Annotated in this window: 14 protein-coding genes and 1 rRNA gene; 6 read left to right on the plus strand and 9 right to left on the minus strand. The window is 32.6% G+C overall.

Features of this window, described 5'->3' with window-relative positions; all coding sequences use genetic code 11:
- The 6 genes from rrf to ACN0TY_RS07730 form a co-directional block, all read left to right on the plus strand.
- Positions 1-90, plus strand: a 5S ribosomal RNA gene (rrf, locus tag ACN0TY_RS07705); the annotation flags it as partial.
- 215 nt (positions 91-305) lie between these two features.
- Positions 306-2,096: a serine hydrolase domain-containing protein gene (locus tag ACN0TY_RS07710; protein ID WP_417444010.1), complete on the plus strand. Its 1,791-nt coding sequence runs from the start codon at positions 306-308 to the stop codon at positions 2,094-2,096.
- 89 nt (positions 2,097-2,185) lie between these two features.
- Positions 2,186-3,931, plus strand: a complete 1,746-nt coding sequence (locus tag ACN0TY_RS07715) for a LamG domain-containing protein (RefSeq protein WP_236959750.1) — start codon at positions 2,186-2,188, stop codon at positions 3,929-3,931.
- A gap of 90 nt (positions 3,932-4,021) precedes the next feature.
- Positions 4,022-5,368: a Gfo/Idh/MocA family protein gene (locus ACN0TY_RS07720; protein WP_236959749.1), complete on the plus strand. Its 1,347-nt coding sequence runs from the start codon at positions 4,022-4,024 to the stop codon at positions 5,366-5,368.
- Between the two features lie 11 nt (positions 5,369-5,379).
- Positions 5,380-6,120, plus strand: coding sequence for a 3-keto-disaccharide hydrolase (locus ACN0TY_RS07725; protein ID WP_417444011.1), 741 nt, complete (start codon positions 5,380-5,382; stop codon positions 6,118-6,120).
- Positions 6,117-6,713, plus strand: a complete 597-nt coding sequence (locus tag ACN0TY_RS07730) for a 3-keto-disaccharide hydrolase (RefSeq protein ID WP_417444012.1) — start codon at positions 6,117-6,119, stop codon at positions 6,711-6,713. The genes ACN0TY_RS07725 and ACN0TY_RS07730 overlap by 4 nt, the downstream gene beginning before the upstream one ends.
- 158 nt (positions 6,714-6,871) lie before the next feature.
- Here the strand turns inward: ACN0TY_RS07730 and ACN0TY_RS07735 are convergent, their stop codons facing one another.
- From ACN0TY_RS07735 to ACN0TY_RS07775, 9 genes are all read right to left on the minus strand, one after another.
- Positions 6,872-7,099 carry a DUF6095 family protein gene (locus tag ACN0TY_RS07735; RefSeq protein WP_417444013.1) on the minus strand — a complete coding sequence of 76 codons (228 nt, stop codon included), beginning with the start codon at positions 7,097-7,099 and terminating at the stop codon, positions 6,872-6,874.
- Entirely contained in the window at positions 7,083-7,907 is an 825-nt protein-coding gene (gene murQ / locus ACN0TY_RS07740; protein ID WP_417444014.1) for an N-acetylmuramic acid 6-phosphate etherase, read from the minus strand. The genes ACN0TY_RS07735 and murQ overlap by 17 nt, the downstream gene beginning before the upstream one ends.
- 19 nt (positions 7,908-7,926) lie before the next feature.
- Positions 7,927-8,733 (minus strand): DUF4249 domain-containing protein, encoded by an 807-nt coding sequence (locus ACN0TY_RS07745; RefSeq protein WP_236959744.1) that lies wholly within the window; start codon positions 8,731-8,733, stop codon positions 7,927-7,929.
- A 4-nt stretch (positions 8,734-8,737) separates the two neighbouring features.
- Complete coding sequence (locus tag ACN0TY_RS07750; RefSeq protein ID WP_417444015.1) at positions 8,738-11,110, minus strand: TonB-dependent receptor; 2,373 nt, start codon at positions 11,108-11,110, stop codon at positions 8,738-8,740.
- A 110-nt stretch (positions 11,111-11,220) separates the two neighbouring features.
- On the minus strand, positions 11,221-13,446 hold the full coding sequence (locus ACN0TY_RS07755) for an NADP-dependent isocitrate dehydrogenase (RefSeq protein ID WP_417444016.1): 2,226 nt from the start codon (positions 13,444-13,446) through the stop codon (positions 11,221-11,223).
- 583 nt (positions 13,447-14,029) lie between these two features.
- Entirely contained in the window at positions 14,030-14,380 is a 351-nt protein-coding gene (rplS, locus tag ACN0TY_RS07760) for a 50S ribosomal protein L19 (protein WP_236959741.1), read from the minus strand.
- 139 nt (positions 14,381-14,519) lie between these two features.
- On the minus strand, positions 14,520-15,197 hold the full coding sequence (trmD, locus tag ACN0TY_RS07765) for a tRNA (guanosine(37)-N1)-methyltransferase TrmD (protein ID WP_236959757.1): 678 nt from the start codon (positions 15,195-15,197) through the stop codon (positions 14,520-14,522).
- A gap of 22 nt (positions 15,198-15,219) precedes the next feature.
- Positions 15,220-16,293 carry a DUF748 domain-containing protein gene (locus tag ACN0TY_RS07770; protein WP_417444017.1) on the minus strand — a complete coding sequence of 358 codons (1,074 nt, stop codon included), beginning with the start codon at positions 16,291-16,293 and terminating at the stop codon, positions 15,220-15,222.
- A 179-nt stretch (positions 16,294-16,472) separates the two neighbouring features.
- The gene (locus tag ACN0TY_RS07775; RefSeq protein ID WP_417444018.1) at positions 16,473-17,081 is read right to left on the minus strand and encodes a tRNA (guanine-N1)-methyltransferase; all 609 of its coding nucleotides are present in this window, start codon (positions 17,079-17,081) and stop codon (positions 16,473-16,475) included.
- Positions 17,082-17,250: the final 169 nt, after the last annotated feature.

The following is a 17,250-nucleotide window of genomic DNA, read 5'->3' on the forward strand; positions in this document are numbered from 1 at the left end:
GGGGCTCACCTCTTCCCATTCCGAACAGAGCAGTTAAGCCCGCCAGCGCCGATGGTACTACGAAAGTGGGAGAGTAGGTCGCCGCCTTCTTTAGAATCCTCATCATGTATTTGATGAGGATTTTTTTTTGGTATATACTTAAATGATTATATTGTTTAATTGTTTTTGTGTTTAATAATAGATTGATTTTCTAACTGATTTTTTGCTTTAAAATACTTTCTTCTATTTATAATTTTTACCTACTTTAACTTCCTTCCCTAATAAACTATTTTACTAAATTGCATTTTCAACTTTATACTTAGAAAATGCGAATTTATATATCATTCATATTCCTATTACTTACAATTTCTTACCCTGTATTAGCGCAGTCTACTTCAGAAGACTCTTGTGTTATATTAAAAAATGAGAATCAGCTATTGCCTATAAAAGATTTATTGCAATACAATATTGGTTTATTAGATTTTAGCATAAATGCTAATAGTAATAAATCATCAGATGAATTATTAAATGCACTTAGTAAATATTCAGAAGTAAAGAACGTGACTAGTGGGGATGCCTTTGAACAAGATTTACTTATCTGTACAATAACTTCTAAGAATATAGATTGGGAATTATTGTATAGGGTATTAAAATTATCTCCTAAAAAGAAGATAATACTAGTTTCTTTTATCCCTTTGTCATCCATAAAATTTAATGACTATATCTTCGAGAGTGATGTTTTAATTCAGTTTGATAAATTAGATAGTGTTTCAATGCGTAATGCTTCCGAAATAATCTTTGGTGGTAAATCATGTTATGGAAAATTAGTTAATCCTATAGAAGGAAGATATGAAGCTAATTTTGGAATATCTTTAGAAAATAAGATAAGAATGGGATATGGTAACCCAGAAGAAGAAGGTTTAAATAGTGAATATATCGATAGAAAGGTAGACTCTATTATGTCTAAAGCTATAGATAAACATGCTTTTCCTGGGGCTCAACTTCTAGTTGCTAAAAACAATACAATTATTTATCATAAAGCGTTTGGTTATCATACGTATGATAAGAAGTATAAAGTTACCAATAATGATTTATATGACTTGGCTTCCGTAACTAAAATAACTGGTCCTCTTCCCGTTTTAATGCAATTAGTTGATAAAGGAGTTATTGATATAGATGAGAGGTTTAGTCATTATTGGAAACCATGGCGTAAAATTAAAAACAAAAAGGATATTACTGTGCGTGAGGTTTTGGCTCACCAAGCTGGTTTAGAACCTTACTTTATCTTTTTGAATGAAATAATAAAAGACAAGGAGTTTGTAAAACGATTTGTTAGAAATGAGCCTAGTAAAAAGTTCTCTATTCAGATTTATAAGAACTTATATTTGAATAATAGGTTTCATAAAAAGATGTATCGCATTATAAATAAAACTCCAGTTTCTACTGTTAAGAAATATAAGTATTCAGGGCTTACATTTCTCTTATATCCAGAGATGATATCACAACTTACAGGAGTTTCATATGAAAAATACATAACAGATAGTATTTATAGCCCTTTAGGGGCTATAAATTTAATGTTTAATCCATCAGGGAAATATTCTGAAGATCTAATAGTTCCTACGGAATTAGATACGATTTATAGAAAAGAGTTTGTAAAAGGATGGGTACATGATGAAAATGCTAGTTTATTGGGAGGTGTTTCTGGAAATGCAGGTTTGTTTGGAACAGCTAATGATCTTGCTAAATTAATTGCGATGTACCAGAATATGGGGACTTATGGAGGGAAACGTTATATTTCAGAAAAAACACTTAAAGAGTTCTCTAAAGTTCAATATCCTGAGAATGATAATAAACGAGGTTTAGGATTTGATAAGCCTTTGCTTAATAATGCAAACCTAGACATATCGCATGCTTCTCCTGCGCCGGAAGTGAGTCCAAAAAGTTTTGGACATGGTGGTTTTACTGGGACCTATGTTTGGGCAGATCCTGAAAATAAACTGATGTTTATTTTTCTATCAAATAGAGTATATCCAACAAGAGATAATAGAAATTTGTATAGTTTAAATATAAGACCTTCACTTCAGCAAGTATTTTATAAGGCTTCTTCAGTAGAATAAATTAGATTTTAAGTGTAAGCTTAGTTTGTATGATAGTGGAATCATCAAATGTTTTTTCTATTTTAGATGATGTATTAAATCAACCATGAATGTTTTTTAAAGGATTTATCCTAAATGTAACTCTAATACTATTTTATGCAGCCTCTGGATTGGCGCAAGGCTATGATATAGTTAATGAAGAGCATTCTGTAACGGTGGAGATTAAAGGGATTCCTTTGAAGGATGTCAAATGGAAAGAAGATCCAGCATTGATAACAACTGGTACGTTTATATCCAGTCTTAAGACATTGTCTCCGCAAAAGAGGGGATACCGATTTTCTCCTGATATTTTTAATTTTAACGATTTTGAAACTTCCTCAACTAAAATCTTTAGAGCTTATAAATATAATATATCGGATAGATTAAAACTACACCTTCCCTTTAAGAGAGACGCTTTACAGAATGTAAATAATGACGAAAGGGTTACGCTTATTGATATTCAGTATAGAGATAGTGAGAGAAATGATGTTGCCTATTTTAATGGTGCGACTAGTTATATTGATTTTGGTTCTGATAATACAGATTTTCAAGAATTAACATTATCCGTATGGATAAATCCTGAGAAAGTAACAGGGAGTAATAGTATTATTGGAAAAGGAGAAGTTTTTTCAGCTAAAATATTTGATGGACATCCGCAATTTACAACACCTGGGATAAAAGATCATGTGAGTGAAGCAATTACTATAGAACCTAATAAGTGGGTGCATTTGGCATTCGTATTCATGCCTAACGATCAATTATTTTTTTACTTAAATGGTGAATTGAAAGATCAGATTACGGCCTCTACGATTGCAAATACTGATCATTCTATTTTAATTGGAAGTAATTTATGGGGGCAATATTACGAAGGATATATGAGCGACTTTGCTTTATGGAATCGAGCTTTAAGTGATGATGAAGTACATGAAGTCTTTGAAAAAGGGATTCCAGTTTCACAGGAGCAATCAAAATCATATTCGTTATGGTGGTGGCTGTTATTGATAATCCCAATAGGGATTTTATTGTATTTTTTACTTTCAAGAAAAAAAGGAGCGAGTTTGCCTTTAACGCAAGAAGGGAATAAAAAAGAACTTGTGCTGCCAGCTTTTAATATTCGTTGTTTAGGTGGCTTTGTTTTAACTGATAAAGATGGTGTTGAAATAACACATTTACTTTCTCCTAAAAGGAAAGAATTATTTTTGCTCTTATTACTTTATACAATTAAGAGCGGTGGGATATCATCTAAAAAGATGGGAGAGATTCTTTGGCCTAATTTTTCGTCGGAACGTGTGAAAAATAATCGTAGTACACAGATTAAAGAGCTACGTAAAACATTTGAAGGTAAACTTCCTATTACAATTGTTTTTATTGAGAAAAAGTGGAAAGTAATTGTGCCTGAAGATATAAAAGTAGATGTTATTTTATTGAAGAATTATATTCCTGAACTATTTTCTGGGAATTATAATACTAATTATGACTGTTCTTATCTTGAAATTTCAAGCATAGTAACAAAGGGAGCTTTACTTCCGCAGATAGATATAGAATGGATAGATAGTTTTAAGGCTGAATATGAAAGTGCTGTGCTAGATATTCTTACTCCGTATCTTGAAAGAGATAATAGCGATTGTAATTTGGTGACTGTTTGTAATGCTATTTTAGCAGTAGATCCTTTGTATGAAACTGCTGTAAAAAAGAAGGTGCAACTCTACATGAAGGAGGGAAAGCTAATGACAGCTCAAAAAATAATGGAAAATTATAAAAAGCTATATGAGGCATTCTACAAGGAAAATTATGATATAAATCTACTTCAATCATAATTTTTCGACTTTATTACCCCTTTTATTACCCCTCTTAGTACATCCTATGTTGTTAGATTAGAGCAATTAATAAACTAATACTACATTTCTATGGAAAACAACAAGAGACGTGATTTCTTAAAAAAACTTGGTGTAGCTGGAGCTGCAGCAACTGTTGCGCCAATGGCATTTGCTGGAGAAACAAAACCTTTTGAATATCTAAAAAGAACAATAGCAACACCTAATGCAGATACAATTCGTATTGCTTTAATTGGAGCAGGAGGTATGGGAACTGCCGATGCTTTAACTGCTTTACAAAACCCAAATATTACTATTACTGCTGTTTGTGATTTATATGATGGAAGAATAGAAGAAGCAAAAAACAAATGGGGAAACAGTCTGTTTACTACAAAGGATTATAAAAAAATATTAGAGAGAAAGGACGTAGATGCTGTGATAATTGGTACCCCAGACCATTGGCATAAACAAATAGGTATAGATGCATTGAGTGCAGGGAAGCATGTTTATTGTGAAAAACCTATGGTGCATTCTGTTGATGAGGGAATGGATTTAATAAAAGCTTGGAAAAAATCTGGAAAGATTTTTATGGTTGGGAGTCAAGGGTTGTCTTCTTTAGGGAATGAAAAAGCAAAGGAACTTTTAGCAGCTGGAGCTATTGGAGAGCTTAATTATGCAGAGGGTTTTTGGGCTAGAAATTCTCCGCAAGGAGCATGGCAGTATCCAATTCCGGGAGATGCCTCTACAAGTACTGTAGATTGGAATAGATATATTGCTAATACTAAAGATCGTGAATTTGATCCGCTTAGATTCTTTAGATGGCGTAATTATTTAGACTACGGAACAGGAATGTCTGGAGATTTATTTGTTCATTTATTCTCAAGTCTTCATTTTATCACTAATTCTTATGGGCCAAATAAAATATCTGCAACTGGTGGGTTGAGATATTGGAAAGATGGGCGTGAAGTTCCTGATGTATTATTAGGAATGTTTGATTATCCTGATTCTGCTCAACACCCTGGATTTAATTTATCACTACGCTGTAATTTTGTTGATGGAACTAGCGGAAGTACGTATTTAAAAATAGTCGGAAGCAAGGGGTCTATGGATGTTAAGTGGGAAGAAGTAGTTTTAAAAAGAAATGCAAATACTTTTGATGATGATCCATTTCTTGCTGAAAAAATGAAAGGACAAAATCAACGATCAGATAGAAAGAAACTTGTTGCTCCATTAGAAACAACTTATACTGCTGAGAAAGGCTATAAGGGAGCCCATTATGATCATTTTGCTAACTTCTTTAATGCAATTAGAACTAATGGAAGTGTTGTCGAAGATCCAGAATTTGCGTTTAGAGCAGCAGCACCTGCATTATTATGTAATGACAGTTACAGACAGAATAAATTTATCGATTGGGATCCAATTAAAATGAAATTAGTTTAAAAATTAATAAAATGAAAAAAGTATACTTAATTATGGCTTTATCAGCTTTTATATTAGGCTGTAAAGAAACTAAGAAAACAGAAATCGTAGAATCTAACGATGCTAAGGAAACAACTGCTTCAGTAGAGAAAAGTAGTGACTGGGAATATCTTTTCGATGGTACCTCTACAGACGGATGGAGAAGTTATAACGGAACCTCATTGCCTGATGGATGGGTTATAGAGGAAGACATGCTTAAATCTCTTGGAAAAGGGGGTGATATAGGAGGAGATATTGTATATGATAAAGAGCAATATGGAGAATTTGAAATTTCTATTGAGTGGAAAATTTCTGAAGGTGGAAATAGTGGACTTTTTTATCACGTTATCGAGGATGAGAAGTATGATGCTCCATATTACAATGCGCCAGAATATCAAATGATAGATCAAATTGGATTTCCTCAGAAACTTGAGCCTTGGCAGTCTTTAGGGGCAGATTACGGTATGTATAATCCAGATTATGAAGGAGCCATTAAAAAGGCTGGAGAGTGGAATACTACCCGTATAGTTTTTACCAATGAAAAGGTTGAATATTGGTTAAATGGAAAAATGACCGTATCGTTTGTTCCTTGGAGTGATGATTGGAAAGAAAGAAAGGAAAGTGGTAAATGGAAAGATTTTCCAGACTACGGTAAAGCAAAAAGTGGTTATATAGGACTACAAGATCACGGAAGTTACATATGGTTTAAAAATATTAAAGTAAGAAAATTATGAAGTCATTTTATTTAGGAGTATTTACAATTCTTTTGGTTTGTATAAGTTGTGGTTCAAGTACCTCTCTTTATAACGGAACTAATTTAGATGGTTGGGATATCTATGGTACCGAGAAATGGTATGTTAATGAGGAAGGCTTATTAGTGTCCGAAAGTGGACCTGATAAACAATATGGATACCTAGCAACAGAGAAAACATTTAAAGATTTCGAATTAACAGCAGAGTTTAAGCAAGATGCTGATGGAAATAGTGGTATCTTTTTTAGATCTGATATTGAAGGAACTAAAATAAGCGGTTGGCAAGCAGAAGTTGCTCCTCCTGGACATGATACGGGTGGTATATATGAATCGTATGGTAGAGGATGGCTTATTAAACCTGATGCTGCAAAAGATGCTTACTTAAAGTACGGTGAGTGGAACAGAATGAAGGTTCGAGTTGTAGGAAACCATGTAACAACTTGGTTAAACGGTCAGGAGATGATTAGTTTAACAGATGAGAAAATAGGGGAAGCTACTGGAAAAATTGCTTTGCAAATTCACGATGGTGGTGGAATTAAAGTTTATTGGAAAAATATTAATATAAAAGAGCTTTAAAATATAATCCAAATCTTCTAGAGTTAGAAGATGGATTGATAATTCAATTTGTTAATTAATGCGACGGAGTCGATCTAAAAGCCCACACTTTTACGGTCGGCTCTTTAGTTTATATAAAATTGTAGTAATAAAGGAGTGTCTATATTTTAGTATTCGACTTATTTATCTCCAAAAAATGATCTCATAATTACTCTTAGGCTGTAAAACCCCATTGCAATGGCTCCTATTGCTAATACTATTCCTATAATCAATACAGGCATATACCAAGGGTGAGTTTGATTTTTAAAAGCCTGATAAATAACTGTAGGAGCTAGAAACATTAGCATCACGGTGTATGCGAAATATTTTAAGCTTTTAAAAAATAACTCTTTATCCGTGTGTCTCATTATTATATGCATTTATGGAATTACGTACGCTTCCATTCTTTTCTAAAAGTTCTTTAGCTTTAGCTTCATCTACAGGAATCTCGTCCATAATCATTCTTATTCCTCGATCAACTAACTTATGATTGCTTAGCTGCATGTCTACCATTTTATTACCTATAACTTTACCTAAGCGAATCATAACAGCCGTTGAAATCATATTTAGTACTAATTTCTGTGCCGTACCAGCTTTCATTCTTGAGCTTCCAGTAACAAACTCTGGACCAACAACAACATCGATAGGATATTGAGCTTCTTGAGAGAGGGGACTGTTGCGATTACAAGAAATACTTCCTGTGGTAATATTGTTTTTATTACACATTTCTAAAGCTCCAATAACATAGGGAGTAGTTCCTGAGGCTGCAATACCAATTACTACATCTTTTTCAGAAACATTATATTCTTGTAAATCTTCCCAACCTTGATTAGCGCTATCCTCTGCAAATTCAACTGCTTTTCTAATTGCAATTTCACCACCAGCTATAATTCCGATAACCAAATCATAAGGAACTCCAAAAGTGGGAGGACACTCAGAAGCATCTACAACTCCTAAACGACCGCTTGTTCCTGCTCCCATGTAGAATAGACGTCCGCCATTTTCTAATTTAGGGACAATAGCATTTACTAAAGCTTCTATGGAAGATAATTCTTTAGAAACTGCTTCAGGTACTGTTAAGTCTTCTTTATTGATATTGGTAAGGAGCTCTTTTACGGTCATCTTTTCTAGATGATTGTATTTTGATGCTTGCTCTGTTGTTCTTTTAAAATCCATTCGTCAAAAGTAAAAATTATTACTCAATAGTGTATGTATAATTATCAGTTTCCGATAATCTAAAGTATCCGAAGGCAAAATTATCTAAATCTGATTCGTTTACAATATTACCTCTAACTGTAGCCGGTTGCGTTTCAAAAGGTCCTCCATTTTCTCCTGTTTGAGAAAGTAAGGTTTGCATATAAGTAAAATACCTTTTTGAAATACCATATAAGTTGATTTCTACATCGTCTCCAGGCTCGATATCTTCACTTGTAAAGTAGGCTGATATTTCGTTTCCGTTTAGTAACCTGTCTTCAATTACACTTATAGTATTGTCTTTTTCAGCATCAAACTTATATAGGTAATAATTTTCTTCATCAATAGGGTCTTGAAAGTAAGCTTTAAGCTCTATGTATTCATCAGAGAAAAAAGTAGTGGTGCTTTGTTCTATGTATTCTATTTCAGAAACGGGTAATAGTGTTTCTTCAGCGGTATACGTTTCTCCTTCAGAAATTATTGTTAGGTAATAGGTTCTATTTAATTCAGGTTTAAAATTATCTGTTTGATAAAATCCAGAATCTCCATTTTCAATGAAGTCATATTGATTGCCTTCTTCATCAACAATATATACTTGAGCATCATTAACAGGAGGAACTTCAGTATCAAAATACGGCGCTGTTGTTGTGAGTCTTATTTCTTGTAAAGAACCATCTGTTCCTTTAACCCAGTTTATAGAAGCTTCTACCACTAATCTCGGTGGAGCAGTTTCTAAATCTACATCTATTACTTCTTCGCAAGATGAAATGAAACTGGTGAGTATGATTATTAAAAGTATTTTTTTCATGTTCTTAAAATTTGAAATTGTAGGTTACAGATGGAATAATCCCAAAAATAGAGAGTTTAACGGCTTCATTTCGTTGTTCTTCTACGTTTTCCCTAAAACTGATAGAAGCTGCATTTTTTCGATTGTAGATGTTATAAATACTAAACACCCATTCACTCTGCCAGCCTTTAGTCTTTTTAGGATTTGGAATGTATGTTGCGGAAACATCTAAACGGTTGTAAGAAGGAAGTCTATTATTATTTCTTTCGCCGTAGCTAGGAACGGTAACCCCTTCATATTCATACTGACCAGAAGGAAAGGAAGCCGGTCTTCCCGTTTGGAATATAAAATTCCCTCCAAAGCTCCATTTTGGAGTTAGCGTGTATGATGCGGTAAGAGAGATATCGTGTGTTTTATCATATGGAGTATGGTACCATTTACCGTTATTTATTCCAGGTTCAATACTAGTTCTTCCAGGAGTTCTTTGGTGAGATTCTGATAAAGTATACGCTAACCAACCTTGAAATCTCCCTATGTTTTTTCTGAAAAGGACTTCCATACCGTATGCTTTTGCTTCTCCATTTAATATAACCTGCTCAATAGCATTGTTAGCAATTAGATCTGCACCATCTATATAATCGATTCTGTTATCTATTTTTTTATAGAAAAGTTCTGTTTCTATTGAATAGGCGTTGTTATTAATGTTTTTAAAATACCCTACCGCATATTGATCTAGAATTTGAGGCTTAATAAAAGAGCCACTAGGAGACCATATATCTAAGGGAGTAGGAGAGCTCGTATTCGTAATTAAATGCAAATACTGTGTCATTCTGTTATAGCTCGCTTTGATAGATTGCGTATCGTCTAAGGTGTAAGAAACAGCTATTCTTGGTTCTAAATTAGTGTAAGTTTTAACAGATTTACTTCTGCTAACGCTAATAGTGTCTATTGGAGTTGCTTTTTCATAAATTCCCAATTGTTGATTGTAAACTACAGGATTATCATCTTCGTAGACATTAATTTCATCTTGACCATATCTATTAAAATGACTTAACCTAAGTCCATATTCAACGGATAGATTTTCTGTAATTTCTTGTTCTACATCTATATAAGCTGCAGCTTCATTTGCGTATTTATCGGTAAGTTTAAAATAATTAATACCAGAATCTTCTCCTTCAGGTTCTATTTCTCCAGGATTGAATTTATAATAAACGTTATTGATTCCGTAGTTAAGCTTTAATTTATCTGATAGATAATGCTTGAAATCGTATTTTACATTGAAGTTTTTAATACCGCTATTCCAATTAAATCCAACAAAATCTAATGTTAGTCCGTAGTAATAATCACTATAAATTACTGAAAGATTTGAAAATAACTTATCAGAAAATAAATGATTCCATCGTAAATTGATTACCGAATTTCCATAAACATTATTAAAGCTATCACTAATATCAAAGATGTCTCGACCAAAATATCCAGACATATAGATACTATTATTATCATTCAATTTATATGATAATTTGGTATTAAGATCATAGAAATAAGCAGAGTTATCATTGTCTGTAAGTTTTAAAAATAAGTGAGCATAAGAACTTCTTCCTCCAATAAGAAAAGAGCCTTTGTCTTTTACAATTGGCCCTTCCGCTAAAATTCTACTGGAAACGGCACCAATTCCACCTGTCATATGGAACTTTTTACTATTTCCATCTTTTTGATAAATATCTAGTACAGAAGAGATTCTCCCTCCATATCTGGATGGAATTCCTCCTTTATAAAGTTTTATATTTTTTATAGCATCAGGGTTAAAGACTGAAAAGAATCCAAATAAATGTGATGAGTTAAAAATTATGGCTTCATCTAATAAGATAAGATTCTGGTCTGCAGCGCCTCCTCGGACGTTAAAACCAGAAGAAGCTTCACCAGCATTACTAACTCCAGGAAGGAGTAAAATCGATTTTATAACATCTGCTTCCCCGAGTACAGCAGGAATTTTTTTTATGGTTGCAGCGTTAAGGCTGTTAACGCTCATTTCTGGTTTTTTAATATTTATTTTTTCAATGTCTTGCTCTAAAACAACTTCGTCCAGTTCTTCAGCAGCATCTATTAAGCTAAAATTTCTTTTGGTGCTTTCACTTAGGTCAACTTCTTCTACAATATTTTGAAAGCCGATATAACTTACTTCAACATTATAAGTGCCTGCAGGTACAGAAATGGAGTAAAACCCGTATTCGTTAGTTGTAGTTCCTGTTTGTAGTTCTGGAATTATAATATTAACTCCAATGAGTGTTTCATTACTTGAAGCTTCTGTAATAGTTCCGCTGAGGATTACTTGATCTTGTGCATAGGATATTGAAATCCCACAGAAAAAAAACAAGCAGATTTTTAAGAAGTTGGTCATTCTATTTTTTTTAATAAAAATAATAGGAATTCTGTTGAATCACATAAAAAAGTGATTAAAAAATAAAGCCTCCAAAAAGGAGGCTTTATAATAATATATATTAAGTAGCATTATAATTTTGCAAGAATGCTATTAAATGTTTCACTAGGTTGCATTGCCTGTTTTGTTTTATCAACATTTGGCAAATAGTAACCACCTATATTTACAGGTTGTCCTTGCGCATCGCTAAGTTCTTTAACAATCTCTGCTTCTTTTTCTGTAAGCGCTGTTGCTATAGGAGTAAATACTTCTTTCAGCTCTGTATCTTGGCTTTGTTTAGCTAATGCTTCTGCCCAATACATTCCTAAGTAAAAATGACTTCCTCTTGTATCTATTTCTCCAACTTTTCTAGAAGGCGATTTATCTAACTCTAAGAATTTACCAGTAGCTTCGTCTAACGTATTTGCTAAAACAATAGCTTTACTATTATTATTAACATTACCATAATGCTCTAGAGAAACTGCCAGCGCTAAGAACTCTCCTAAAGAATCCCAACGTAAATGTCCTTCTTCTAGAAATTGTTGAACGTGTTTTGGAGCAGAACCTCCAGCACCAGTTTCAAATAAACCACCACCATTCATTAAAGGAACGATAGAAAGCATTTTTGCACTTGTACCAACTTCTAAAATAGGGAAGAGGTCAGTTAGGTAATCTCTCAATACATTTCCTGTTACAGAAATAGTATCCTTTCCGTCTTTTAACCTTGCTAGTGTGTAATGAGTAGCCTCTTCTGGAGACATAATTTTTATATCTAAGCCAGCAGTATCATGATCTTTAAGATAAAAGTTTACCTTTTTAATCAATTCTGCATCATGAGCCCTTTCTTTATCCAACCAAAAAATAGTAGGAGTGTTCGTTGCACGTGCTCTATTAACGGCAAGTTTTACCCAGTCTTGAATAGGTAAATCTTTAGCCTGACACATTCTCCAGATATCTCCTTCTTCTACCTTGTGTTCTATAATAACGTCTCCAGCTCCGTTTAAAACCTGAACAACACCATTACCAGAGATTTCAAAAGTTTTGTCATGAGAACCATATTCCTCAGCTTTTTGAGCCATTAAACCTACATTAGGAACTGTTCCCATTGTAGTTGGATCGAAAGCGCCATTTTCTTTACAGAAATCTATAGTTGCTTGGTAAACGCTAGAGTAACTGCTATCTGGAATAACGGCTTTAGTGTCTTGACTTTTACCTTCTTTATTCCACATCTGTCCAGAGTTACGGATCATAGCTGGCATAGAAGCATCAATAATGATGTCACTAGGCACGTGTAAGTTGGTAATTCCTTTATCAGAATTTACCATTGCTAGATCTGGTTGCTCTTTTAATATAGTTGCTATTGTAACTTGTAATTCTTTTTTCTCTGCGTCTGGTAGCTCGTCAATTTTTTCTAATAAATCTCCAAGACCATTATTTTCTTCCGCATTTATTCTATCTAATATAGCGCCATGCTTTTCGAAAAGCTCTTTGAAGAATACTTTCACAGTATGTCCGAATATAATTGGATCGGACACTTTCATCATGGTTGCTTTTAAATGTACAGAGAATAGAACTCCTTGTTTCTTTGCGTCTGCAACTTGTTCTTCAAGAAAGTTAACTAAAGCTTTTCTGCTTAATACAGTAGCATCAATTATTTCCTTGTCTAAAACTTTAAGATGATCTTTAAGAACTTTAGTTTCTCCGTTATTACCAACAAACTGAATTTTTAATTCTTGGTCGTTAGTTACGGTAATTGATTTTTCATTTGAACGAAAGTCTCCATGACTCATTGTTGAAACATGCGACTTTGAATCTGCAGACCATGCACCCATTGAATGTGGGTTCTTTTTTGCGTAATTTTTAACCGCTTTTGGAGCTCTTCTATCAGAATTACCTTCTCTAAGTACTGGGTTTACAGCACTTCCTTTAATACTATCAAAACGAGCTTTAATCTCCTTTTCCTCATCGTTTTTAGGTTCGTGAGGATAGTTAGGAATATTAAATCCTTTTTCTTGCAACTCTTCAATAGCGTTTTCTAACTGAGGAATAGATGCGCTAATATTAGGAAGCTTAATAATATTTGCTTCTGGAGTTTTAGCTATTTCACCTAATTCTAATAAATCATTAGGAACTTGTTGCTCTTTAGTTAGCATATCTGGAAACACAGACAAAATTCTAGCAGCTAGAGAGATGTCTTTTGTTTGAATATCGATATTTGATGTTGAAGTATATGCTTTTACGATTGAAAGCCAAGAATAAGTGGCTAATGCAGGAGCCTCGTCTGTTTTAGTGTAAAGAATTTTCGGTTTTTGTGACATTTATTTGAAGAACTAATTTTAAATTAAACTTCACAAATATACAATTTAAAACAGTTTTTCTATAATAGAATGGTAACCAATTCTATAAAAAAAGTGATAAAATAAAAGCCATATCAATACAGTAAATGTTTTGATATGGCTTTCTTAGAAATAGCTGCATTAATAATTCTTAAAAAGATGTTCTTCATTTAGAAAAACTTACTAATTCACTATTTCTTGAAACATTAAGTTTTCTTAATAATGTAATCAAGACCTAACTGTAATATTTCGATTTTTGTTTTTAATTCCTACTAAGATTAATTATAAAAATTAATTCCTTTTGGCACTGACTTAGTATGTAATACTGAGTTCAAACTTTCTCTATTCATTTTAAGTTTTAATTCAAAATGGTAGCGACTTATTAAAAACATAGAATTAAGAACTTATCTGTCTTAAATCTGTTATATAAAAGTAAGCTATATGTTCTGTAATTGCAAGTTTTTAACAAATTAGTAATCAACACATTATAAACATGAGTTGTTAACAATTGTTCATAAAAAAAGCCTGCAATATGCAGGCTTTTCTATTTGCTATAATAAATTGGTTATGCTCTAACCTCTTTAATTCTTGCTTTCTTACCAGTAAGACCTCTAAAGTAATAGATACGAGATCTACGAACTTTACCTTTCTTATTGATTTCTATTTTCTGTAAAGCAGGCATGTTGATTGGGAAAATTCTTTCTACACCAACAGTTCCAGACATTTTTCTGATAGTAAATGTTTCTGAAGTTCCTGTACCTCTTCTTTGAATAACTACTCCTCTAAAGAACTGAGTACGCGTTTTTTCTCCCTCTTTAATTTCGTAGTATACAGTAATTGTATCTCCTGCTGAAAATTCAGGGAAGTCTTTTTTTTCTACAAATTGGTCTTGTACAAATTTTACTAAAGATTCCATTGCGATATTTTTATATAATGTGTTGATTCAAGTTAACATTCACGATTATCGTCAGAGGTTAATCTGAAATTGGATGCAAAATTAATTATTATTAATTAATACACAATATTTTGTAACTTATTTTTAATTAAAAAATGAATTATTCATCTAATAAATCAGGTCTTCTCTCTTTTGTTCTCTTATAAGCTTGATCTTCTCTCCATTTTTCAATTTTCGGAAAGTTTCCATTTAGAAGTATTTCAGGCACTTTATGACCTTTATAATCCGATGGTCTTGTGTAAACTGGAGGCGCTAATAAATTGTCTTGGAAAGAGTCGGTTAGGGCAGAGGTTTCATCATTTAAAACCCCTGGAATGAGTCTTATGATAGAATCACATAAAACAGCAGCTCCTAATTCTCCACCTGAAAGAACATAATCTCCTATCGAAATTTCTTTTGTAACAAATATATCACGCACCCGTTGATCTACTCCTTTATAATGACCACATAATATGATTAGGTTTCCTTTTAAAGAAAGTTGATTCGCAATATTTTGATTTAAAGTAGCGCCATCTGGAGTCATATAAATAATTTCGTCATAATCTCTTTCAGCTTTAAGACTGCTAATACATTTGTCTATTGGCTCAATCATCATTACCATTCCTGCGCCACCTCCAAATTGGTAATCGTCTACAGTTTTGTAATTGTTAGTAACATAATCTCTTAGATTATGCGTGTGAACTTCTACAATTCCTTTGTCTATTGCTCTCTTTAAAATAGAAGCTTCAAAAGGACTTTTTAATAATTCTGGAAGTACGGTTATTATATCTATACGCATCTTAGAAATAGAGTTTAAAGAATTATTCTTCTTCTTTAGCATCTTTAAATTTAACGGATTTATCAATTTCTCCTTTATAGGCTTTTATAAAAGCATTTTTAAAGATACCTGCAATAGTACTAAAAATGTTTGAATCTACGTTATTAAGGTCACCTTCAAGGGGTATTTTTGTAGCGAGCGTTCCTTGTTTTTGATTTTTGAAGATAAATTTAAAGAATCCAACAAACCCTTCCCATGCTTTTTTAAAGATACTACTATTCTCTTTGTCGAAGGAGTCAACAATTTTAGTGTCTGTAAGAATTGGTTTGAAATAACCTTTCAAATAGCCGTCATTGATGACTAGCTCACTAAATAAATCAAAACTACCTTCTTCAAAGTCAATACCTACATAGGCTAATGTAAAAGAGTTTAATGCTTTTATATCTGCTTTTTCTAATGAGAAGTCAAAGTCTACATCTGGAATTTGTTGAACTAAATCCATCCTACCATCAAGATTTACTTTTCCTCCACCAATACTAATTCCATCCATATGTATGCTAGAAGGTAATTTTTGCTCTTTATCTTCTACATTCCTCAAGTTAGTGGCTTCAAGATTTATTTGATCAATATATAGATCTACATCTGGACTTTTATTAAACTCAATAAATCCAACTTTTCCTTTTGTGATACTAAGCCTGTTGATGTCGATAGGAACAAGGTCTGTTAAGGCTTCACTCCAATCGTTATTTGTTGTTTTTACAGTATCGTTTACTTGTTCTTCAAAAATATAGGTGATTTTTGGTCTGTAGAGCGCTATTTCACTTACAATCTCTCCATCTAAAAGTGATTTCCATTGAATAGAAATATCAGACTTTTCAAAATTTAAGAAGGGGATATTATTATCTCCATTAATCTTATCTAGTTTTAGCTGATGAATTACATAAGCTCCGCGAAACAGATTTAGGTCAATATCTTCAACATGCCCATAATAGCCAGGAATGTCTTGTAATGTATTGTTTACGTATCTTTTTACAATAGATGGAAGTAGTAATCTAATGATAACTAATACAACTACGATTATAAGAAGAGTATAGGATGCTTTTTTTCGCTTAGACATAGTGTTATTTTGAAACTAAATATACAAAGAGGCTAGTTAAAAAGTAAGTTTTTAATCTGAATACTATCACAATTTTAGTAAGAAATTACTGAAACATCTGCTTCTGTAATGCACTTAATTGTTTAAGAATAGATTTATTTACTTTTTAGCTAGCCTCTTAAAGTAAGACGTATGTTATTTTATTTTGCAAGTTTCTGCTTATTAATTTCGTCTTGAAGTTGTCTTCTAGCTTTTTGTTCTCTTTCTAAAGCTTTTCTTCTGTGCTCTTCATACTCTTCTTCTAGTTCTGCTAAAGATTTTCTAGCTTCTTGAGTAACAGTATTTGCGTTTTTATATTTGTATACAAAGAATCCTAAAATAAGAGCTAATAGTGCAACAATACCCCACATGATACCTTTATAGGCAGGTTTATTGATGAGTGCCCCGAAAAAAGAAATACTGTCCTTTTGTTCGGTAACGGTAGCGAGTTGCTCATTAGTAGAGGCAAGCTCTTTATTTAAATTATCTATAGTAGATTTCTGATTGGAAGTAAGTTCTTCTGAAGTATGTAATTCTTTTTCTAACCTTGCAACGGAGTCTAATGTGTTTTTCTTTAGTAGCTGAAGCCAGTTAATTTTAACTACTTTGTAATCTTGGTAATTATTTGCTTTCTCGAAAATGTATTCAAACTGATTATCTATACTTCCTTCGGTTAAGGATAGTTCTTTATCTTCTTTTTCTTGAGCAAAAGCTACTGAGATTGAAAAAATAAATAATGCTGTTGCTGTTAAAAATGTCTTTATCGTCATCTTCATTCGTTAAAAATGTTAATTTGGGGTTGCAAAGTTATGTTTTTACTGCTAACGAGCACAATAATAAGTTATTGTTTTTAATTGCGAAATAAATGTCACTTTTTATTTATACACAGATTATCACTCATTAAGCCTCTATTTACTTGTTTTTTCAGAAGTAAATCGC

The organism is Joostella sp., assembly GCF_048266025.1.
Classification (GTDB): Bacteria; Bacteroidota; Bacteroidia; order Flavobacteriales; family Flavobacteriaceae; genus Galbibacter; species Galbibacter atrarenae.

What these genes read in the sequence shown, in the direction of transcription:
- ACN0TY_RS07710 (WP_417444010.1), top strand. Translation starts at nt 306, where the DNA reads ATGCGAATTTATATATCATTCATATTCCTATTACTTACAATTTCTTAC.
- ACN0TY_RS07715 (WP_236959750.1), top strand. Translation starts at nt 2,186, where the DNA reads ATGTTTTTTAAAGGATTTATCCTAAATGTAACTCTAATACTATTTTAT.
- ACN0TY_RS07720 (WP_236959749.1), top strand. Translation starts at nt 4,022, where the DNA reads ATGGAAAACAACAAGAGACGTGATTTCTTAAAAAAACTTGGTGTAGCT.
- ACN0TY_RS07725 (WP_417444011.1), top strand. Translation starts at nt 5,380, where the DNA reads ATGAAAAAAGTATACTTAATTATGGCTTTATCAGCTTTTATATTAGGC.
- ACN0TY_RS07730 (WP_417444012.1), top strand. Translation starts at nt 6,117, where the DNA reads ATGAAGTCATTTTATTTAGGAGTATTTACAATTCTTTTGGTTTGTATA.
- ACN0TY_RS07735 (WP_417444013.1), bottom strand. Translation starts at nt 7,099, where the DNA reads ATGAGACACACGGATAAAGAGTTATTTTTTAAAAGCTTAAAATATTTC.
- murQ (WP_417444014.1), bottom strand. Translation starts at nt 7,907, where the DNA reads ATGGATTTTAAAAGAACAACAGAGCAAGCATCAAAATACAATCATCTA.
- ACN0TY_RS07745 (WP_236959744.1), bottom strand. Translation starts at nt 8,733, where the DNA reads ATGAAAAAAATACTTTTAATAATCATACTCACCAGTTTCATTTCATCT.
- ACN0TY_RS07750 (WP_417444015.1), bottom strand. Translation starts at nt 11,110, where the DNA reads ATGACCAACTTCTTAAAAATCTGCTTGTTTTTTTTCTGTGGGATTTCA.
- ACN0TY_RS07755 (WP_417444016.1), bottom strand. Translation starts at nt 13,446, where the DNA reads ATGTCACAAAAACCGAAAATTCTTTACACTAAAACAGACGAGGCTCCT.
- rplS (WP_236959741.1), bottom strand. Translation starts at nt 14,380, where the DNA reads ATGGAATCTTTAGTAAAATTTGTACAAGACCAATTTGTAGAAAAAAAA.
- trmD (WP_236959757.1), bottom strand. Translation starts at nt 15,197, where the DNA reads ATGCGTATAGATATAATAACCGTACTTCCAGAATTATTAAAAAGTCCT.
- ACN0TY_RS07770 (WP_417444017.1), bottom strand. Translation starts at nt 16,293, where the DNA reads ATGTCTAAGCGAAAAAAAGCATCCTATACTCTTCTTATAATCGTAGTT.
- ACN0TY_RS07775 (WP_417444018.1), bottom strand. Translation starts at nt 17,081, where the DNA reads ATGACGATAAAGACATTTTTAACAGCAACAGCATTATTTATTTTTTCA.